At 53.5% G+C, this 20,510-nt stretch carries 21 protein-coding genes; 10 read left to right on the plus strand and 11 right to left on the minus strand.

Annotation, left to right across the window (positions count from 1 at the left end; translation table 11 throughout):
• Nucleotides 1–10 precede the first annotated feature (10 nt).
• Both JQ822_RS09430 and JQ822_RS09435 read left to right on the plus strand, forming a co-directional pair.
• Nucleotides 11–520, plus strand: a complete 510-nt coding sequence (locus JQ822_RS09430; RefSeq protein WP_213133252.1) for an MltR family transcriptional regulator — start codon at nt 11–13, stop codon at nt 518–520.
• Nucleotides 517–1,227 carry a nucleoside/nucleotide kinase family protein gene (locus JQ822_RS09435; protein WP_213133253.1) on the plus strand — a complete coding sequence of 237 codons (711 nt, stop codon included), beginning with the start codon at nt 517–519 and terminating at the stop codon, nt 1,225–1,227. The genes JQ822_RS09430 and JQ822_RS09435 overlap by 4 nt, the downstream gene beginning before the upstream one ends.
• Here the strand turns inward: JQ822_RS09435 and JQ822_RS09440 are convergent.
• From JQ822_RS09440 to JQ822_RS09460, 5 genes are read right to left on the minus strand one after another with little or no spacing between them, the layout of a single operon-like run.
• Complete coding sequence (locus JQ822_RS09440) at nt 1,184–1,867, minus strand: ABC transporter ATP-binding protein (RefSeq protein WP_213133254.1); 684 nt, start codon at nt 1,865–1,867, stop codon at nt 1,184–1,186. The two genes, JQ822_RS09435 and JQ822_RS09440, sit on opposite strands and share 44 nt — an antisense overlap.
• Nucleotides 1,861–2,538, minus strand: a complete 678-nt coding sequence (locus JQ822_RS09445) for an ABC transporter ATP-binding protein (protein ID WP_213133255.1) — start codon at nt 2,536–2,538, stop codon at nt 1,861–1,863. Before JQ822_RS09445 ends, JQ822_RS09440 begins: the two co-directional genes overlap by 7 nt.
• Nucleotides 2,526–3,233 (minus strand): energy-coupling factor transporter transmembrane component T, encoded by a 708-nt coding sequence (locus JQ822_RS09450; protein WP_213133256.1) that lies wholly within the window; start codon nt 3,231–3,233, stop codon nt 2,526–2,528. Before JQ822_RS09450 ends, JQ822_RS09445 begins: the two co-directional genes overlap by 13 nt.
• Nucleotides 3,234–3,812, minus strand: a complete 579-nt coding sequence (locus JQ822_RS09455; protein WP_213133257.1) for an ECF transporter S component — start codon at nt 3,810–3,812, stop codon at nt 3,234–3,236.
• Nucleotides 3,813–3,836: 24 nt separating this feature from the next.
• Nucleotides 3,837–4,262, minus strand: a complete 426-nt coding sequence (locus JQ822_RS09460; RefSeq protein ID WP_213133258.1) for a PPC domain-containing DNA-binding protein — start codon at nt 4,260–4,262, stop codon at nt 3,837–3,839.
• A 375-nt stretch (nt 4,263–4,637) separates the two neighbouring features.
• On the opposite strand from JQ822_RS09460, the gene epd reads away from it, so the two are divergent.
• The 4 genes from epd to JQ822_RS09480 all read left to right on the plus strand — a co-directional run bounded on the left by epd (nt 4,638) and on the right by JQ822_RS09480 (nt 9,211).
• Nucleotides 4,638–5,657: an erythrose-4-phosphate dehydrogenase gene (gene epd / locus JQ822_RS09465; protein WP_135324388.1), complete on the plus strand. Its 1,020-nt coding sequence runs from the start codon at nt 4,638–4,640 to the stop codon at nt 5,655–5,657.
• A gap of 48 nt (nt 5,658–5,705) precedes the next feature.
• Nucleotides 5,706–6,869 (plus strand): phosphoglycerate kinase, encoded by a 1,164-nt coding sequence (gene pgk, locus JQ822_RS09470; RefSeq protein ID WP_135324389.1) that lies wholly within the window; start codon nt 5,706–5,708, stop codon nt 6,867–6,869.
• A 214-nt stretch (nt 6,870–7,083) separates the two neighbouring features.
• Nucleotides 7,084–8,163 carry a class II fructose-bisphosphate aldolase gene (fbaA, locus tag JQ822_RS09475; RefSeq protein ID WP_135324390.1) on the plus strand — a complete coding sequence of 360 codons (1,080 nt, stop codon included), beginning with the start codon at nt 7,084–7,086 and terminating at the stop codon, nt 8,161–8,163.
• A gap of 190 nt (nt 8,164–8,353) precedes the next feature.
• On the plus strand, nt 8,354–9,211 hold the full coding sequence (locus tag JQ822_RS09480) for a small-conductance mechanosensitive channel MscS (RefSeq protein ID WP_213133259.1): 858 nt from the start codon (nt 8,354–8,356) through the stop codon (nt 9,209–9,211).
• 48 nt (nt 9,212–9,259) lie between these two features.
• Here the strand turns inward: JQ822_RS09480 and dctP are convergent, their stop codons facing one another.
• Nucleotides 9,260–10,309, minus strand: coding sequence for a TRAP transporter substrate-binding protein DctP (dctP, locus tag JQ822_RS09485; RefSeq protein ID WP_244848829.1), 1,050 nt, complete (start codon nt 10,307–10,309; stop codon nt 9,260–9,262).
• Nucleotides 10,310–10,496: 187 nt separating this feature from the next.
• On the opposite strand from dctP, the gene argO reads away from it, so the two are divergent.
• From argO to srsR, 3 genes are all read left to right on the plus strand, one after another.
• Complete coding sequence (gene argO, locus JQ822_RS09490; RefSeq protein ID WP_213133261.1) at nt 10,497–11,132, plus strand: arginine exporter ArgO; 636 nt, start codon at nt 10,497–10,499, stop codon at nt 11,130–11,132.
• A 93-nt stretch (nt 11,133–11,225) separates the two neighbouring features.
• Nucleotides 11,226–11,972 carry an oxidative stress defense protein gene (locus JQ822_RS09495; RefSeq protein ID WP_213133262.1) on the plus strand — a complete coding sequence of 249 codons (747 nt, stop codon included), beginning with the start codon at nt 11,226–11,228 and terminating at the stop codon, nt 11,970–11,972.
• A gap of 121 nt (nt 11,973–12,093) precedes the next feature.
• The gene (gene srsR / locus JQ822_RS09500; RefSeq protein ID WP_213133263.1) at nt 12,094–12,990 is read left to right on the plus strand and encodes a LysR family transcriptional regulator SrsR; all 897 of its coding nucleotides are present in this window, start codon (nt 12,094–12,096) and stop codon (nt 12,988–12,990) included.
• On the opposite strand, the gene JQ822_RS09505 is transcribed toward srsR, so the two are convergent.
• The 5 genes from JQ822_RS09505 to argP form a co-directional block, all read right to left on the minus strand.
• Entirely contained in the window at nt 12,987–14,453 is a 1,467-nt protein-coding gene (locus JQ822_RS09505) for an acetyl-CoA hydrolase/transferase family protein (protein WP_213133264.1), read from the minus strand. The genes srsR and JQ822_RS09505 overlap by 4 nt on opposite strands.
• Nucleotides 14,454–14,477: 24 nt before the next feature.
• The gene (scpB, locus tag JQ822_RS09510) at nt 14,478–15,263 is read right to left on the minus strand and encodes a methylmalonyl-CoA decarboxylase (protein WP_213133265.1); all 786 of its coding nucleotides are present in this window, start codon (nt 15,261–15,263) and stop codon (nt 14,478–14,480) included.
• A gap of 10 nt (nt 15,264–15,273) precedes the next feature.
• Nucleotides 15,274–16,269 (minus strand): methylmalonyl Co-A mutase-associated GTPase MeaB, encoded by a 996-nt coding sequence (gene meaB / locus JQ822_RS09515; RefSeq protein ID WP_213133266.1) that lies wholly within the window; start codon nt 16,267–16,269, stop codon nt 15,274–15,276.
• On the minus strand, nt 16,262–18,406 hold the full coding sequence (gene scpA, locus JQ822_RS09520) for a methylmalonyl-CoA mutase (RefSeq protein WP_213133267.1): 2,145 nt from the start codon (nt 18,404–18,406) through the stop codon (nt 16,262–16,264). Before scpA ends, meaB begins: the two co-directional genes overlap by 8 nt.
• A gap of 219 nt (nt 18,407–18,625) precedes the next feature.
• Entirely contained in the window at nt 18,626–19,519 is an 894-nt protein-coding gene (argP, locus tag JQ822_RS09525; RefSeq protein ID WP_003026988.1) for a DNA-binding transcriptional regulator ArgP, read from the minus strand.
• Between the two features lie 170 nt (nt 19,520–19,689).
• Here argP and rpiA point away from each other — a divergent pair, with 170 nt between their 5' ends.
• Complete coding sequence (gene rpiA / locus JQ822_RS09530) at nt 19,690–20,349, plus strand: ribose-5-phosphate isomerase RpiA (protein ID WP_136345248.1); 660 nt, start codon at nt 19,690–19,692, stop codon at nt 20,347–20,349.
• Nucleotides 20,350–20,510: the final 161 nt, after the last annotated feature.

A 20,510-nucleotide genomic window follows, 5' to 3' on the forward strand; every position in this document is an offset into this window, starting at 1 on the left:
CGGATAACGAATGACGACGCTGACAGAAGACGATGTGCTTGAGCAACTGGATGCTCAAAATAACTTACTTACGTTTATGACGACGGCACATAACATTTTGCTACTGGGCATTAAACGCTTTCTGCCGTCGCTGTTTGTCGATAACGATGAAGAGATCGTGGAATATGCAGTGAAGCCGTTACTCGCACAGAGCGGGCCGCTTGATGATATCGATGTTGCGCTACGTCTGATTTATGCGCTGGGGAAAATGGATAAATGGCTGTATGCCGATATCACTCATTTTTCCCAGTTCTATCAGTATCTAAATGAACAGGAGACGATCCCCGGCTTCGCCGATGATATGACCTGGGATTTTATCAGCAACCTGAACAGCATTACGCGTAATACCACCCTATATGGCGCGCTGGAATCAATGAAATTTGCTGATTTTGCCACGTGGTCTGAGGTGCGTTTTACGGCAATGGTCAAGACGGCGTTAACGCTGGCGGTAACGACAATTTTAAAGGAATTAACGCCGTGAAAATCGGGCTAATGGTCAATGGGCTTCATGTTGAAGCGCATTATGATGATGATGAAGTCGAGAACGTTCACAAACCCTTGTTACAACGGCTGGCGAGATTACATTCCGCGAACCCGCAGCGCCGCACAATTGTTTTTCTTAGCGCACCACCCGGTACGGGAAAATCCACACTCACCACTTTCTGGGAATACCTCACCCGTCAGGATCCTGCGCTGCCGGAGATCCAGACGCTGCCGATGGATGGCTTCCATCATTACAATGCCTGGCTGGATGCCCATAATCTGCGGGCATATAAAGGCGCGCCGGAAACGTTTGATGTCGATAAACTGGCGCAAAATCTGCGGCAAGTGAGAGAGGGGGAAAGCACCTGGCCACAGTACGACCGGCAAAAACATGACCCGGTTGAAGATGCTGTTGTGGTAACAGCCCCGATCGTGATTGTTGAAGGCAACTGGTTATTACGGGATGACGAAAAGTGGCGAGGATTAACGGAATTCTGTGACTTTTCGTTGTTTATTCACGCCCCGGCTGATGCCCTGCGTGCACGGTTGGTGGGTCGTAAACTGGCAGGCGGGCTTTCACAAGTAGACGCTGAGGCATTTTATGAACGCACCGACGGACCGAATGTTCGCCGGGTACTGGAAGGTAGTCTGCCCGCTGATCTCATGCTGGAGATGACGGTCGAGGGTGAATATCGGCTTGTGTGAGGGCACTGTTGTGTAGGCGAACAATTCGCGAGAAATGGCGCTGGGTAAATGCAGCGTCATGACTGATCGCGACCACGCTGGTGCCACGCGTACGGCACACCGCCAGCCAGTTTTCAAATACCGCCAGCCAGTGCGCGTCAAAATCCCGACTCGGTTCATCGAGCAGGAGAATGGCTGGAGCCATGGCTTCAAGGCTGGCGACGGCGACCATACGTCGTTGGGCGGTATGCAGATCCAGAGGATGGGCGTCGGCAGCGTCCTCTAACTGGCATAACCGCAAGGCTGCCATCGTTCGTTGCGCAACGTCCGTCGCGGGTAATTTTTGTAACCGCAATCCAAAGGCCACTTCTTTTGCGACCGTACTGTGAAAAATTTGGTTTTCAGCTTCCTGAAACAGCACGCCGAGTACGGTTGCTCTTTCTCGATTTTTCAGTTGTGCAATCGGTCGGTCATTCAGTGCGATCGTGCCGGAGGAGGGCGACAGAAGGCCTGCCATCACCCGCAGCAGCGTGGATTTTCCCGCTCCATTGTCACCGGTAAGCGCCAGCCATTCACCCGCATTGAGTCTCAGCGAGACGTTGCGCAAGCAGTCATTGGCCGCATTTGGCCAGCGATATGTTACCTGGTTTAGCGTTAGCATAGCGGTGACAGCGCTCCGTCGCGCAGTTGCCATGCCTGCTGGCAGTGGCTGATAAAAGGAGAATGATTGCGTTCGAAAAGAATAACCAAAGCATGCTGTTCCTGCGCCCATTGTTGCAGCCGCGCCAGTAACATCGCGGTGGCCTGCGCGGTCAGGCGACTGAACGCTTCATCCAGAATCAATATTTTCGGCTGCATGGCTAGTGCGCTGGCAATCACTACCCGCTGGGTTTCCCCGCCGGAAAGGGTACCGGGATGACGATGGCGCAGGGGCTGACATTCCGTCAGCGTCAGGGCGGCATCTATGCGCTGCATAATTTCAGTCTCGGTAAGGCAGAGATTTTCCGGGCCAAACGCCACTTCCTCTTCCACGCTGAAGGTACAGCCGGAAAGCTGTAGATAAGGTGACTGCTGCACAAGCTGGATGGTGCACGACTGCTCGACGAGCGACAGTTGTCCGACAGGGTTACCCAGCAGCGTTCCTGTGCCCTCAATGTCTCCGGGCAGAAAATCGGGATACCAGCCAGCCATCAGCTGCGCCAGTGTGCTTTTTCCGCTACCGTTATCGCCAAAAATGGCCACCATGCCCGGCTCTGCGTAGTGGAAATCGAAGCAGGCAGACGGGCGCGTAGCGTGTGTCGGGAGATAGCGAAACTGCTCTAGCGTAACCATATCCAGACTCCTGTTTCGACCAGCATAGCGAGGACCATCGTGTAACGGGCCGCGCGTTGTAAGGTGCTGTCTTCTGGCGCCCATAACGTTGTGCGCCTGCGATGAAGGCGGAAAGCCCGCATATCCAGCGCCGCGCCGCGAACCACCAGATCGTTGAGTGCATTATGCGTGAGCGGCACGATCAACGCGGGCATCGCGCGCAGGCGCTGATACCAGCGCTCATCCAGGGGCACGCCGCGCGCGCGTTGGGCCTCGTGAATCATCGCCAACTGGCGTTTGAGCTGCTCGACGACCAGCAGTGGACCCGCAAACAGATAGGCAACACCGGGCGGCAGGCGGGAGGCAAACAGGGCGCGAATAAACCGCGATACCGGCACGTACTGCATCCACAGTTGCGACGTTGAGACAATCGCCAGGATCCGCAGCCACAGTGCGACGGCATCGGCCCAGCGTTCCTGCGAGCGTGGTTGCCCGCTTATCCATTCGGTCAGCCACCCGCCGTGGACCAGCCACAGACCAACGCCCAGGGGTACCATCAGCCAGACGACATATTTCGCCCGGCTACGTGTGGCCTGCATACACAGTAAGAGCAGGAACACTATCGTGCTGTAAACGGTAAGCGGTATTCCCGCGGGCAGCAGCAATGTTGAACATGCCGCGAGCGCCCACAGGGTTAACGACGTAAACGGGTGCATTTAGCGCACGGCTGACATCGTAGGGAAATGACGCGTGGTGCGTAGCGGAAGCTGGCGTAACAGCACCCAAACAAGCACGGCGGTGAGGATTTTATCCACCAGATTTGCTCCAATGACGGTAATAGCGACCGACTCCACCAGGTTCTGGCCGACCGAGTGCATCCAGGCAACAAATAAATCAGCACCGCTACCAGTGACGCCGCCAAACAGGGTGGTGCGGATTGGCACGGCAACGACAGTGACAGCCAGGGTAATAATCACGCCGCTGATCACCACTTTCGGTAAGGTGCGAAACCATCCCGCACGCGCCAGCCATCCGGCGACCAGTCCGATAACCATAGCTACCGGTGCGAACGCGGCAGCGATAGGGTCAGTCAATAAGCCCCACAGCAGGTTGGTGAGTAATCCGGTCAACATTCCTACAACCGGGCCTAACAGCACGGCACTAATAATGGTGCCGATGGAGTCGAGAAAAATAGGCAGTTTCAACATGCTGATAAGCTGTCCGCCGATCATGTTGATGGCGATGGCAATGACAATCAGTACCAGAGACTGGCTGGAAAATTGGCGACGCGCCATAGAAAACCTCTTTTATGTAAAGCGTTAACGGGATGTGATAACCAGTTCGTCATAGCCAGAAACGACACAAGGTTGGCGGCTAAAAGCCAGCCCTGTGAGTTCACCAATCACCAGTTCCAGCGTGGTGCGCACGGTGCAGCCTGCCATCATGTGGCCTCCCAGCATCGCGCCCTGTGGATCAGAAACCGCCAGATGGAGATGCTCGCCAGTGAGATCCAGCGTGCCGTTCAGGGAGATAATTTCCCAGGTGCCGGTGAGTAATGTGGTTTCTTCCTGACCCGCGAAGCGTAAGGCAATGTTGGTCAAACTCCCGGTACAACCGGCAATCCAGGCGGCGTGTAATTGGTGCTGCTGGACAAAATCGTGCAGTCGGGAAAAAACTTCCTGACCGGGGAGTAAACGCAGCGCATGAAAGCGAGCTTCAGAAGCGTGGGAAGTGCATGTGACCATAGGTTGAGGGACTCCGAGACTCGGACGTAGCGCTGATAATATAGACGCAGTTTAGGGAGCTTTCTGATATAAATCAGGATTTGTGACGCGGCAACGAAATAATCTTGCTACGCTTATTCGCAATTCTGCAATGTGGAATAAATTTAGCGGCGCAGGGCGCTAAAATGTGACGCAAGTCAGATAACTGTGTTCTGTTGCTGGACAATCATTCCTTTTATTCCTTGTTTCGCTTATTCTAGCTGAAGCGTTTCAGTCGATTAAATGTTCGACAATTAATCAATTAGTCGCAGTTTGCGACAGGTAAGGTTTCCCTGAGCGATTTGCTGCATTACTCTGTCAGCCACATCGTTTCTGAGAAATCCTTGCAGGAGACCTATGACCGTACGCGTAGCGATTAATGGTTTCGGTCGCATCGGGCGCAACGTGGTTCGTGCTTTATATGAATCCGGGCGTCGGGCGGAAATCACCGTGGTGGCCATCAACGAACTGGCGAGTGCTGAAGGCATGGCGCATTTGTTGAAATATGACACCAGCCATGGACGTTTTGCCTGGGATGTTCGCCAGGAACGTGACCAGCTCATTGTTGGCGACGACGCGATTCGCATTCTGCATGAGCGAACACTCGATGCGCTTCCTTGGCGCGAACTGGGTGTTGACGTCGTGCTGGACTGTACGGGGGTCTTCGGTAGCCGCGAACACGGCGAAGCGCATATTGCCGCTGGTGCAAAAAAAGTGCTCTTTTCACATCCTGGTAGTCACGACATCGACGCAACCGTTGTGTTTGGCGTTAATCAGGATCAGCTGCGCGCTGAACACCGGATCGTTTCCAACGCCTCCTGCACCACGAATTGTATAATTCCCGTTATTAAATTGCTGGATGATGCCTACGGCATCGAGTCCGGTACCGTTACGACGATCCACTCCGCGATGCACGATCAGCAGGTTATTGATGCCTATCATCCCGACCTGCGTCGTACGCGAGCGGCCAGTCAGTCGATTATTCCCGTTGATACCAAACTGGCGGCGGGGATCACTCGAATTTTCCCGCAATTTAACGATCGTTTTGAAGCAATTGCGGTGCGCGTGCCGACCATAAATGTGACGGCGATCGACTTAAGCGTGACGGTGAAAAAACCAGTAAAAGCGTGTGAAGTCAACCAGTTGCTGCAAAAAGCAGCGCAAGGTGCATTTCATGGTATAGTTGACTATACGGAATTACCGTTGGTCTCTGTAGATTTTAACCACGACCCGCACAGCGCCATCGTCGATGGTACGCAAACGCGCGTGAGTGGCGCACACCTGATCAAAACATTGGTCTGGTGCGATAATGAATGGGGCTTTGCTAACCGTATGCTCGACACAACGTTAGCTATGGCTGCTATTGGTTTCAGGTAAGGCGCGTGAGCGCTTGCAAAACTTTAAGAATCAACGAGAGGATTCACCATGTCTGTAATTAAGATGACCGATCTGGATCTTGCTGGTAAACGTGTTTTTATCCGTGCGGATCTGAACGTACCAGTTAAAGAAGGGAAAGTAACCAGCGACGCGCGTATCCGTGCTTCTCTGCCGACCATCGAACTGGCCCTGAAGCAGGGTGCAAAAGTGATGGTAACTTCCCACCTGGGTCGTCCTACCGAAGGCGAGTACAACGAAGAATTCTCTCTTCTGCCGGTTGTTAACTACCTGAAAGACAAACTGTCTAACCCGGTTCGTCTGGTAAAAGATTACCTGGACGGCGTTGAAGTTGCAGCCGGTGAACTGGTGGTTCTGGAAAACGTTCGCTTTAACAAAGGCGAGAAGAAAGACGACGAAGCGCTGTCCAAAAAATACGCGGCACTGTGCGACGTATTCGTAATGGACGCTTTCGGTACGGCTCACCGTGCGCAGGCTTCTACCCACGGTATCGCTAAATTCGCTGACGTAGCTTGCGCAGGTCCGCTGCTGGCCGCTGAGCTGGACGCACTGGGTAAAGCCCTGAAAGAACCTGCTCGCCCGATGGTTGCTATCGTGGGTGGTTCTAAAGTCTCTACCAAACTGACCGTTCTGGACTCTCTGTCTAAAATCGCTGACCAGCTGATCGTGGGCGGCGGTATCGCTAACACCTTCGTTGCTGCTCAAGGCCACAACGTTGGTAAATCCCTGTACGAAGCGGACCTGGTTGACGAAGCCAAACGCCTGCTGACTATCTGCGACATTCCGGTACCGGCTGACGTTCGCGTGGCAACTGAGTTCTCTGAAACTGCACCAGCAACGCTGAAATCCGTTAACGACGTGAAAGAAGACGAGCAGATCCTGGATATCGGTGACGCATCTGCACAGCAGCTGGCTGATATCCTGAAGAATGCAAAAACCATTCTGTGGAACGGCCCGGTTGGCGTGTTCGAATTCCCGAACTTCCGCAAAGGTACTGAAATCGTGGCTAACGCCATCGCAGACAGCGAAGCATTCTCTATCGCAGGCGGCGGCGACACTCTGGCGGCTATCGATCTGTTCGGTATCTCCGACAAAATTTCCTACATCTCCACTGGTGGCGGCGCGTTCCTCGAATTCGTGGAAGGTAAAGTCCTGCCAGCAGTAGCAATGCTCGAAGAGCGTGCTAAAAAGTAAGACACTAATGGGCAGGGTAACCTGCCCAATTTTCAGCGCGCTTTAGAGCACGCTTCAATTCTTTACACAAAATCATTCGAGTTGCATCAAGGCGGCAACAGAGTGAGTTCCCGGGAGCTTATTTAAGTAAGTGACTGGGGCGAGCGAGGGCAGCCAACGATGAGGCGGCTTGAAGGATGATGTGTACAACGGCCGAAGATACAGGACTCGTAATATGTCTAAAATTTTTGATTTCGTAAAACCAGGCGTAATCACTGGTGATGACGTACAGAAAGTTTTCCAGGTAGCTAAAGAAAACAACTTTGCTCTTCCAGCCGTTAACTGCGTCGGTACCGACTCCATTAACGCCGTTCTGGAAACCGCTGCAAAAGTTAAAGCTCCGGTAATCGTCCAGTTCTCCAACGGTGGCGCATCTTTCATCGCGGGTAAAGGCGTGAAGTCTGACGTTCCTCAGGGCGCGGCAATTCTCGGTGCTATCTCTGGTGCGCATCACGTTCACCAGATGGCTGAACACTACGGTGTTCCGGTTATCCTGCACACTGACCACTGCGCGAAGAAACTGCTGCCGTGGATCGACGGTCTGCTGGACGCGGGCGAAAAACACTTCGCCGCAACCGGCAAACCGCTGTTCTCTTCTCACATGATCGACCTGTCTGAAGAGTCTCTGGAAGAGAACATCGAAATCTGCTCCAAATACCTGGCACGCATGTCCAAAATGGGCATGACTCTGGAAATCGAACTGGGTTGCACCGGTGGCGAAGAAGACGGCGTAGACAACAGCCACATGGACGCTTCTGCACTGTACACCCAGCCGGAAGACGTTGATTACGCGTTCACTGAACTGAGCAAAATCAGCCCGCGTTTCACTATCGCTGCTTCCTTTGGTAACGTGCACGGCGTGTACAAACCAGGTAACGTGGTTCTGACCCCGACTATCCTGCGCGACTCTCAGGACTATGTTTCTAAGAAACATAACCTGCCGCACAACAGCCTGAACTTCGTCTTCCACGGCGGTTCCGGTTCTACTGCTCAGGAAATCAAAGACTCCGTAAGCTACGGCGTAGTGAAAATGAACATCGATACCGATACCCAATGGGCGACCTGGGAAGGTGTTCTGAACTATTACAAAGCAAACGAAGCTTACCTGCAGGGTCAGCTGGGCAACCCGAAAGGCGAAGATCAGCCGAACAAGAAATACTACGATCCGCGCGTATGGCTGCGTGCTGGTCAGGCAACGATGATCACCCGTCTGGAACAGGCTTTCAAAGAACTGAACGCGGTTGACGTTCTGTAATTTACGCCGTTCTACGTGACATGGGGCCCGCAAATGCGGGCCTTTTTTATTGCCACTTCAATATACGGCAGGTAGATAATTCTGTGATCTGTTTGGCAAAATCCGGGTTTATTGTTTACCCTTGTCAGGTTGCCAGTTCCGTCAGGGTGGCTTTATTTCTCCCGTTTGGGTAAGCAAAAAGGAATAGTGAATGGAAGATTTGAATGTTGTCGATAGCATAAACGGTGCGGGCACCTGGCTTGTGCGTAACCAGGAGTTGCTGCTGAGCTATGCCGTCAACATCGTTGCGGCTATCGCCATTGTCATCGTCGGGATGATTGTGGCGCGCGTTGTGTCTAATACCATTAACCGTGTGATGGTGGCGCGTCAAATTGATGCGACCGTTGCTGATTTCCTCTCTGCGCTGGTGCGCTACGGTATTATCGCTTTCACGCTGATTGCCGCGCTGGGCCGTGTTGGCGTGCAGACGGCCTCCGTTATCGCCGTGCTCGGTGCCGCTGGTTTAGCCGTCGGTCTGGCGTTGCAAGGCTCGCTGTCTAACCTCGCCGCAGGTGTCCTGCTGGTGATGTTCCGTCCGTTCCGCGCGGGTGAGTACGTAGATCTTGGCGGCGTGGCCGGTACCGTGCTTAATGTGCAGATTTTCTCCACTACCATGCGTACCGTTGACGGTAAGATTGTGGTGATCCCAAACGGTAAAATCATCGCCGGGAACATCATTAACTTCTCTCGCGAGCCGGTTCGTCGTAACGAATTTATTATCGGCGTAGCCTACGACTCCGATATTGATCAGGTGAAAAAAATCCTCACCGAGATTATTCAGTCTGACGAGCGTATTCTTAAAGACCGTGAAATGACGGTACGACTGAATGAGCTGGGTGCGTCCTCGATTAATTTTGTGGTGCGCGTCTGGAGTAATAGCAGCGATCTGCAAAGCGTCTACTGGGACGTGCTGGAACGTATTAAGCGTGAGTTTGATGCCAACGGTATCAGCTTCCCGTATCCGCAAATGGATGTGAATTTCAAACGCGTGAAAGAGAGCGCGGAATAAATCCTCTCGCAAAAAAGGCTCACTGATTAGCGGTGAGCCTTTCGTTTTCTAGCGCATGGCTTTGTCAAGTCGACTGGCTACCAGAGGAAGCAGACGCTGGGCATCGCCAGCACTGTTTTTCTCCAGGGTAGCGAGCCATTTTTCTTGCTCCTGTTGGTAGCGGCTGGTCTGTTGCCAGGACCTGAGCTCATCAGGTGTCAGGAGTGATACCTGTGCCCCCTCTTTACGCATATTTTCGACCATGCTGTTGACACTACGGTCAAGCATCGGCCCAAGCGCCGCAAGCGTCGTCTCACCTGCACGCTGGATCGCTGCTTTCTCCTCTTTACTGAGGTTTTCCCAGCGCTGTTTATTCATCGCTAACAGGTAAACATGCCCCAGCCACAGTCTTTGGGAAAACAAAATATGCCTCGCTGCCTGCTGCGCTTTTATGTCATCGCCGCTGTCCAGATTGACCAGTAATCCATTAAGCGTTCCTGCTTTCAATGCCTGAGTGATTTGCTCGTCCCATGGCATTTTTATCACGCGACCACCGGCATTTTCCAGATACGCCTGATGCCAAAAACTGGCGGTTCGCCAGGTTGTCCCTTGTAACGTATTTAACGTTAGATTTGGCGCGGTGCTAAAAAATGCCGCAGGGTAGCCGAGAAAGAATTGAAGATTAACCAGGTTGTTGCGCGCCAGTTCGGCTGTAAATTCAGGCAATTCGTTAAACACCTGGCTGAAAAATCTCACTTGCTTTTCACTGTTTTTCGGACCGAGGGGAAAGCTTTTAAACATCTGATGCAGCGGCAATTGTTGCGGCGTGTATTCTGGTACTACGACGCCAATATCCGCCACTTGTCCCTCCTGAACGGTGCGTAACGCGTTATAGCTGGTGGAGAGTTCACCTCCCCAGTGAGCATCAATGCGTATGCGACCCAATGATTCTTTCTCAATGGCTGCGAATAAAATTTCATTTATGGCACGCGTACGCATATTGCCGTACGGTTCGTGATCAGTATAGCGCAGCACAATTTCGGCATTGGCGGCGCTCTGGAGCATAATGAAAAGTGAGAAAACCGCCAGCAGGCGCGAGACTAAAGCGGTGAGCGACATGTGCGATCCCTCGTTGTAAATATTTGGGTAAGTATACGGAGTGTTCATCCTGGGCAGGCCAGGTCGTTTATCTTAAAAATGCATTAGTTATTAGCTATACTTATTTGTCATTAAAATTATCAATTTCCGCTAATGATTATCCCGCGCTATAGTCTGCGCTTAAGAGAAACAGTTCGGGACATTTAACGTGTTATCATATTATTTTCAAGGGCTTGTGCTTGGTGCGGCGATGATACTTCCGCTCGGCCCACAAAATGCTTTCGTGATGAATCAGGGTATTCGTCGCCAGTATCACATTATGATCGCTTTACTTTGCGCCATCAGCGATTTAGTGCTGATCTGCGCGGGGATCTTTGGCGGTAGCGCCTTGCTGATGCAGTCACCGTGGCTGATGGCGCTGGTGACCTGGGGCGGGGTGGCGTTTTTACTCTGGTACGGTTTCGGTGCGTTAAAAACGGCGATGAGCAGCAATCTGGAACTGGCCAGCGCTGAGGTGATGAAGCAAGGGCGCTGGAAAATTATCGCCACCATGCTGGCGGTGACGTGGCTTAACCCGCATGTCTATCTGGATACCTTTGTGGTGCTGGGTAGCCTCGGTGGTCAGTTGGACGTTGAGCCGAAGCGCTGGTTTGCACTGGGTACCGTTAGCGCATCGTTCCTGTGGTTCTTTGGTCTGGCGTTGCTGGCAGCCTGGCTGGCGCCGCGTCTGCGTACCGCCAAAGCACAACGAATCATCAATACGCTGGTGGGATTAGTGATGTGGTTTATTGCTTTTCAACTGGCAAAAGAAGGTGTTGCGCACGTTGATGCGCTGTTCAACTAAGCGTTGTCTGATGGACAACAGGCTGAGATCCGCTAAGCTTGCCTGCATGCGCCCTGAGCTTCGGGGTAAATAATGAAACATGGAGGAACGACAGTGAAGTTCAAAATAATGGCCCTGGCGGCATTAGTCGGATTCAGTGCACTTTCGGTACAGGCAAATGAATTGCCGAATGGACCGCACATCGTGACTTCCGGAACGGCAAGCGTGGATGCGACACCTGATATCGCGACGCTGGCAATTGAAGTCAACGTGGCGGCAAAGGATGCGGCCTCAGCGAAGAAACAGGCTGACGAACGCGTGGCGCAGTATCTTTCTTTCCTTGAACAAAACCAGATAGCGAAGAAAGATATCAGTTCTGCAAACCTGCGTACGCAGCCGGATTATGATTACCAGAATGGTAAGAGTGTGCTTAAAGGCTATCGCGCGGTACGTACCGTTGAAGTCACGCTGCGTCAGCTGGACAAACTCAACGCATTGCTGGATGGCGCGCTGAAAGCCGGTCTGAACGAGATTCGTTCGGTGTCGCTGGGCGTGGCCCAGCCGGATGCCTACAAAGATAAAGCGCGTAAAGCGGCCATTGATGATGCGATTCATCAGGCTGAACAGCTGGCGGCGGGCTTTAACAGCAAGCTCGGCTCGGTTTACAGCGTGCGCTACCACGTTTCGAATTATCAGCCGAGCCCGATGGTACGGATGATGAAAGCCGACGCAGCGCCTGCGGCATCGGCTCAGGAAACCTACGAACAACCGGTTATTCAGTTTGACGATCAGGTTGATGTGGTCTTCCAGATTGAGCCAGCGGCGGGTCAGCCAGCGGCAGCGCCTGCCAAAACCCAGTAATCTTTTCAGACCCGGCTTATCAGCCGGGTTTTTTCTGTGAGCAACTGTAAAAATGCGACCGCGTCGTGAGTCTTTTTTTTGTCTGAATGAGGATATGCCGTAGTGATTTTATGAGGTGACTATGGATATTTTTATCTCGAAAAAGATGCGTAATTTCATTCTACTGGCACAAACTAATAACATCGCCAGAGCGGCAGAAAAAATCCACATGACCGCATCGCCTTTTGGTAAAAGCATTGCTGCACTGGAAGATCAAATCGGCTATACGCTGTTTACCCGCAAAGATAACAACATCAGTTTGAACAAAGCCGGGCAGGAGCTGTATCAGAAGCTGTTTCCCGTCTATCAGCGTCTGTCTGCTATTGATAACGAAATCCATAACGCCTCTCGCCGCTCGCGGGAAATCGTTATTGGCATCGATAATACCTATCCGACAATCATTTTTGACCAGTTGATTAGTCTTGGTGATAAGTATGAAGGCGTGACCGCCCAGGCCGTTGAGTTCAGCGAGAACGGGGTCATTGATAATCTGTTTGACCGACAGCTGGATTTTATTATTTCGCCGCAGCATGTCTCTTCGCGCGTGCAGGAGTTGGAAAATTTGGCGGTTAGCGAACTGCCGCCCCTGCGCCTGGGGTTTTTAGTTTCAAGGCGTTACGAAGAAAAACAGCCGCAGGATCTGCTGCGAGAACTCCCGTGGCTGCAAATGCGCTTCCAGAACCGCGCCAACTTTGAAGCTATGCTGGACGCTTACATGCGGCCTTGTGGGATCAACCCGACGATTATCTACCGTCCGTACAGCTTTATGGCCAAGATTAGTGCGGTGGAGCGCGGACAGTTTCTGACGGTGATACCTCATTTCGCGTGGCGACTGGTGAACCCGTCGACGCTGAAGTATTTCGATGCGCCCGGTAGCCCGATGTACATGCAGGAATTTCTCTATTCGCTGAAAAATCATCGTTATACCGCCACAATGATCCAGCAGATTGCTGAAGATCGTGACGGTACGGCAAGTTAACCGAGCATCGATCCGGTCTCGATCAGGTTACGGTGAAGATCGAACGCATGACTGAGATCGTGATGAATATGCCCGCCGGGCGCCTGTTCCAGATATTGATTCAGGTACTCGCGGTAAAGCGGGTGCGCACAATTGTCGATGATGGTGTGCGCCCGTTGCAGCGGCGATAACCCGCGCAGATCGGCAATGCCCTGTTCGGTGACGATCACTTTAACGCTGTGTTCGCTGTGATCAACATGGCTGCACATCGGGACAATCGTCGAAATTTTTCCGTCTTTGGCAATCGACGGAGCCATAAAGATAGACAGATAAGCGTTGCGCTCGAAATCTCCGCTGCCGCCTATGCCGTTCATCAGGTTTACTCCCGCGACATGCGTGGAGTTAGCATGACCGTAGATATCAAATTCCAGGCCGACATTAAGCGCAATCACCCCAAGGCGGCGGATGATCTCCGGGTTATTGGAAATCTCCTGCGGGCGCAGAACAATGCGGCTGGCGAAGAAATCCATATTGGCGTAAATATTCTGCAGCGAGGCGGCGGAAATCGTCAGGCTGGAGGCGCTGGCGCCGGTTATCTTACCCGTTTCCAGCAGATGCACCACCGACTCCTGCAGCACCTCGGAGTACATCATAAAGGGCGGTATATCCGGGTTCTCGCCCAGTCGCGCCATCACCGCGTTATTGATATTACCGACGCCGCTCTGCAAGGGAAGAAACTCAGGTGGGATGCGCTTGTGCGCCATTTCCGCCAGCAGAAAGCTCACCACGTTATCGGCAATTTTCTGGCAGAGCGGGTTGGTTTTATCTGACATACTGCCGGCATCGGGCAGGTTTGTTTCCACCAGCGCGACAATCTTTTTTGGGTCAATCTGTACGCACTGGTTGCCGATGCGATCCATGGTATGAAAAATGGGCACGCTGTTACGGCGCGGTGGAGCGCCAGGTATCACGATGTCGGCCAACTCCGCCACGCGCGGATTGTGATAATGATTCAACTCGATAATGACTTTTTTCGCCCGCAGCAGCCAGGTTGGTGCGTTGCCGATCCCGCTGGTAAGCCAGATCCTGCCGTCCGGCGCAATGGCTGAGGCTTCAATGACGGCAACATCAATCTCGCCAAAAAAGCCGTAATTGACCATCTGCGCCACTTCACTGAGATGGAGGTCAACAAACCGTACCTGGCCCTGATTAATTTTCTGGCGTAGGCCAGACGAGGTTTGATAAGGCGCTCGCCAGGAAACGGCATCCGCCTCTGAGAGCGCATCATCAGCGGCGGCGCTAATTGATGCCCCGGTCAGCAGACGGATTTGAAAGGGCTTCCCGACCTGATGCAATTCGCTGGCATGTTGGGCAATCGCCGCGGGCAACGCTTTTGGCGAACCCGCAGGCGTAAAGCCGCTGAACGCCACCATATCATCATGCTGAATAATTTCTGCCGCCTGTTCGGCGCTCATCCGTTTCATGGATTTTCCTTTAGCTGACCGCGATTAATGGCCGACGAAGTTAGGTTTCCGTTTTTCTAAAAACGCATTCATCCCTTCCTGATAGTCATTGCTGTCATAAACCGCGCGGCGCATCCCCTGGATGCGTTCAAACTCATCGGAATTCATGGTGTGCGCTTCGCCCAGCACGCGCAGTTCTTCTTTGATCACGGCAATCGCCAGCGGCGCTTTCTCCGAGATGTGGTGCGCCATTTGCAGGGTAAAATCCTCCAGCTCTTCGACAGCGACCACATGGTTGAGAATACCGACTGCCAGTGCACGCTGAGCGGTAATGGGCGAGGCGGTAAAAATCAGCTCTTTAACGATGTGAAAACCGGCATCGCGGGTCAGGTTGTGGATGCCCACCAGGTTATACGGCACACCGAGGTTGACCGGTGTCATTGAGAAGGTGGAGGTACTGGCTGCGATGATCAGATCGGAACTCATGATCATCTCGAATGCGCCGCCCCAGACGCTGCCTTCAACCATTGAGATAATTGGTTTTGGGTATTTTTGGATCATGCGGGTTATCTGGCGCAGCGGATCGTCATACGAGAGCGGATCGCGACGTCCGGTAGGGAGCTCATGAATGTCATGTCCGGCAGAGAACACTTTGGCTCCGCTCGGTGCGCGCAGAATAATGCAGCGAATGTCCGGGCGATTGAGATCGTTCAGTGCCAGCATAAGATCGTCAATAAACACTTTGCTCAGGGCGTTAAGCTTGCGGGCATAATTGAACTCAATGACTGCGACTTTCTGGATGATGACCACGTTGACGTATTGATAAGACATAATGTTCTCTTTAATCAAAGTAATGATGTTGGATAAATTCGCTGATGTGCCGTAGACCGGTACGCGGTGAAAGGTCATTGTTCCTGACAGACTGCAGTGTTTGCTGGAAATAGCGCTCGAAATCAGCGCGAGAAAACAGCAGGTGCAGCGCTTCTTCTTCGGCCTGTTTTTGTAACCAGTCCACCGCCTGCTGCTGGCGGACTTTTTCCAGCCGACCGCTAGCCGTAAGGCATGTTTTAAAGTCGGTGATGGCCTGCCAGATTTCCTCAATGCCGCGTTTTTCCAGGGCGCTACAGGTCAGGGCCAGCGGCTGCCACTCGTCATATTTGCGGCGCAGAATGTGCAGCGCGGAGTCATACATATGACGGGCGATAGCGACGCAGGCGCGGTTTTCGCCGTCATCCTTGTTGATGACGAGTAGATCCGCCATCTCCATGATGCCTTTCTTGATGCCCTGCAGATCGTCACCGCCGCCAGCTATTTGCAGCGAGATAAAACAATCCACCATACCGGCCACTTCGGTTTCGGACTGCCCGACGCCGACGGTTTCGACAATCACTACGTCGAAGCCTGCTGCTTCGCATAGCAGCATTAATTCACGGGCGCGCTGGCTGGCACCGCCCAAATGTCCGCTCGATGGAACCGGGCGAATAAACGCGGCGTCCGCACGCGCCAGTTCCGTCATTCGGGTTTTATCGCCCAGGATGCTGCCGCCGCTGACCGGGCTGCTGGGATCGACGGCGATCACCGCCACCCGTAACCCCTTGCGGATCAGCAGCATGCCAAAAGCTTCCAGAAAGGTGCTTTTTCCTGCGCCTGGCGTGCCGGTAAGCCCCAGACGCAGGACGTTACCGGTGAATGGCATAATGGCGTCCAGCAATTGTGTGCTTAGCGCCTGATGACGCGGATGCTGGCTCTCGACCAGCGTCATGGCCTGGGCGAGCGTGGCGCGCTCCCCCAGACGCAGACGGCGGACGCTATCAGCCAGCGTGGCGGAGCTAATCATGGTGCTGGCCGATGCGGGTTAATACGTCACGCACGCTGTCGAGCATCGGCGTACCGGGACCATAAATGGCAGCGACACCGCGCTCCTGCAGGAAAGCGTAATCCTGTGGCGGAATAACACCGCCTGCCACCACGCAGATATCCTCGCGCCCCCAATTTTTGAGAGCTGCCACCAGTTCAGGGATCAGCGTTTTATGACCTGCAGCCAGCGAAGAAGCGCCAACCACATGCACATCGTTTTCAACCGCCAGGCGGGCGATCTCTTCCGGCGTGGAGAACATCGGGCTGAGATCAACATCGAAACCGAGATCGGAATAGGCGCTGGCGATCACTTTCGCCCCGCGATCGTGACCATCCTGACCCATTTTGGCGATCAGAATGCGCGGACGGCGCCCCGTGTCTGCGAGGAATTGTTCGGTTTGGGCAACAATGGCGTCAAACTCGTCGGCGGATTTTTCAGACTGGTGGTAGCTTTGCGCAATTACCCCGGTGACGCACTGGCTGGGCACCAGGTAACGGTCAAAGGCTGATTCCAGCGCGTCGGAGATTTCACCGAGCGTGGCGCGAACGCGGGCGGCATCTATCGCGGCGGCCAGCAGGTTTTCATTGTGCTGCGCCGCGTGGGTCAACGCCTTCAGTGCGGTTTTCACGGCACTGTCGTCGCGGGTTGCGCGGATATGCTGCAGCGAGGCAATTTGCTCGTTGCGCACCTTCACGTTGTCGATTTCCAGTACAGACGTGGCGTCTTCTTTATCCAGTTTGTACTTGTTCACACCGACGATAACGCGGTTACCCTGGTCGATCAGCGATTGTCCTCGTGCAGACGCTTCTTCGATCATCCGTTTAGGGAGTCCGGCTTCGATCGCTTTTGCCATTCCGCCCACGTCATCAATCTGTTTGATTATTGTGCGCGCCTGCTTAACGATTTGGTCGGTGAGTGATTCGACGTAGTACGATCCGGCCAGCGGATCGACGGTGCGGCAGATTTCCGACTCCTCCTGAATGATGATCTGCGTATTACGTGCGATACGCGCGGAGAAATCGGTCGGCAGGCCGAGCGCTTCATCAAAGGCGTTGGTATGTAAAGACTGAGTGCCGCCGAGGGTTGCGCCCAGCGCTTCGATGGTGGTGCGCACCACGTTGTTGTACGGATCCTGCTCGGTCAGGCTCCAGCCGGACGTCTGGCAGTGGGTGCGCAACGCTAAGGATTTTGGGTTGGTGGCACCAAAACCGCTGACGGCTTCACTCCACAAATAACGCGCCGCGCGCAGCATGGCGACGTTCATAAACAGATCCATGCCAATGCCGAAGAAGAATGACAGGCGCGGGGCGAAATCATCAATTTTCAGCCCGGCGGACAGTGCCGCTTTGATGTACTCAATGCCGTCCGCCAGCGTAAACGCCACCTGCTGCACGCAGTTCGCACCGGCTTCGCCCATGTGATAACCGCTGATACTGATGGTATTGAAACGTGGCATATTGCCTGAACACCAGGCGATGATGTCGGCGATAATACGCATGGAGGGTTTTGGCGGATAAATATAGGTGTTGCGGCACAGGTACTCTTTCAGAATATCGTTCTGAATGGTCCCGGTGAGCTGTTCAGGCGTCACGCCTTGCTCCTGCGCCGCGACGATATAAAACGCCAGCACCGGCAGCACCGCGCCATTCATGGTCATCGATACCGACATTTTATCCAGCGGGATCTGCTCGAACAGCACCTTCATGTCTTCGACGGTATCAATTGCCACGCCCGCTTTGCCAACGTCACCCGCCACGCGCGGATTGTCCGAGTCGTAGCCGCGGTGGGTGGCAAGGTCAAAGGCGACGGAAAGTCCCTTTTGTCCGGCGGCGAGGTTGCGGCGATAAAACGCGTTAGATTCTTTGGCGGTGGAAAAACCGGCGTACTGGCGAATGGTCCATGGCTGCGCGGTATACATGGTGGCACGCGGGCCGCGAACGTAAGGCGGTAAGCCGGGAAGGGTACCCGTCACTTCCAGGTTATCGAGGTCAGCTTCGGTGTACAGTGGCTTGATGGCAATGCCTTCTGCCGTCTGTTTTACCAGCGAGTCGACGGTTTTTTCCCGCCGGCTGAGTTCTTTGTTGGCGAGTGTTTGCCACGCCTGCATATTGGTCATTTTTCGCTCCGCATTACGCAATAAGTTGAATCTTTGCGAATACGGTGAGCTTTTTTATCTGGCTTGTCGCCAGCAAAAAATAGCCAACCGGGCGTCGTTTTTTGCCGCGTGGTGTGCTTTATTTTGTGATGGATTTCAAAGACGTGTCGGGAATAACGTGAAAAGGCGGTAGCCGGATAAGGCGTTCACGCCGCCCTCCGGCATCAATGTGGAAAATCGCTAGTCCTGACGCAGAACCTTGTGCCCGTATTCCAGCAATGCATCGGTGACGTTGCGCATCATGCGGCTTTCCGGCGCAAAGCGATGCCAGTAGAGCATCCGACGCTGGAACAGGCCTGGCGTTAAGTCGATAAGTTCGCCGCTTTCCAGCTCTTTTTCGATCTGTAAGTGTGGGATCATACAGCAGGTGGTGCCCTGACGTGCCAGTTGCACAAAGGCTTCAGACGAGTTAACGATATGGCATGGTACGCTGCCTGGCGGAAGATCGAAGTTTTGCTGCAGGAAGGCCTGGTGCATATCGTCGAGATGGTCAAACGCAACCGCCGGGGCTTTCAGCAGAGCAGAGCGGGTGACGCCGTTAGGAAAATAGCGTTCGGCAAAAGGCTTTGAGCCAACAAACAGGTAGTCCAGCGCACCAAGTTTATCCACCAGGCAGCTTGGCAGCGCCTGATGTTGAATACTCACTGCACCCACTACTTCACCGCGACGCAGGCGTTCCTGGGTGCGCGTTTCATCTTCAACCTGCAGGTTCAGGCGAATCGGCGAATTGGCCAGCACCGGGGCCAGCGCCGGGAGCAACCAGGTTGCCAGGCTGTCGGCGTTTACCGCCAGTGAGAGCAGCAGCGGCGTTGAGCCGGTTTGTTCATCCCCCAGCCACTCGTCTTCCAGAAGCTCAACCTGACGTAAAAGCGCCAGCAGCTTTTGTCCCTGTTCGGTTGGGCGAGGCGGTACGGTACGCACCAGCAGCGGTTGTCCGAACATATTCTCAAGCTGTTTTATGCGTTGTGAAACGGCGGATTGCGTGATGCACAGCTTTTGCGCCGCGCGCTCAAATCCTCGTTCACGAATAACCGCATCCAGTGCTTGTAGTGTTCTGTAGTCCGGACGTTTCATTGCTTTGACGCACTCCTGAAAGTTTTGCTTGTTCTGCACTATGACACAAATTTAGGTTGGGTAAAGACGAAATCCGCCGCCTGCGCGCGGGTGTGGGGACATTTTTCTGCACAATGTTCTATAATGCGCGTGAATTTTCCCACCATATTCACACCACAGGCGAAACGATCATGACGCAGGATGAACTGAAAAAAGCAGTAGGATGGGCGGCACTTCAGTATGTACAGCCCGGCACCATTGTGGGCGTAGGTACAGGTTCAACGGCCGCACACTTTATTGATGCGCTGGGCACCATGAAAGGTCAGATTGAAGGTGCGGTGTCCAGTTCGGACGCATCGACTGAAAAACTCAAAAGCCTCGGTATCCACGTGTTCGATCTTAACGAAGTGGACAGCCTTGGCGTGTACGTTGATGGCGCAGACGAAATCAACGGCCATATGCAGATGATCAAAGGCGGCGGCGCGGCGCTGACCCGCGAAAAAATCATTGCATCGGTGGCGAAGAAATTTATCTGTATCGCTGATGCGTCCAAAGAAGTCGACATTTTGGGTAACTTCCCGCTGCCGGTAGAAGTGATCCCGATGGCGCGTAGCGCGGTTGCCCGTCAGTTGGTGAAGCTGGGCGGTCGTCCTGAATACCGTCAGGGCGTGGTGACTGACAACGGCAATGTGATCCTTGATGTACACGGTCTGGAGATCCTCGACGCCGTGGCGATGGAAAACGCCATCAACGCGATTCCAGGTGTTGTGACCGTGGGGTTATTTGCCAACCGTGGTGCGGATGTCGCGCTGATCGGCACGGCAGATGGCGTGAAAACTATCGTAAAATGATCTGACGGCCGAGATCTTCTGTCGTTAAAAAAATTTTGGCAGGGCAAATTTGGTGACTTGTGTCACGTTTACAATATTGTCCTGCCGATCCCTCCAAAGAAAAAGTTATCACCAGAATTTTACTCTGACATTTCTCTTTGAATGACGCTTCTTCAGCACGA

The sequence above is a fragment of the Citrobacter sp. FP75 genome, from assembly GCF_018342065.1.
Lineage (GTDB): Bacteria > Pseudomonadota > Gammaproteobacteria > Enterobacterales > Enterobacteriaceae > Citrobacter.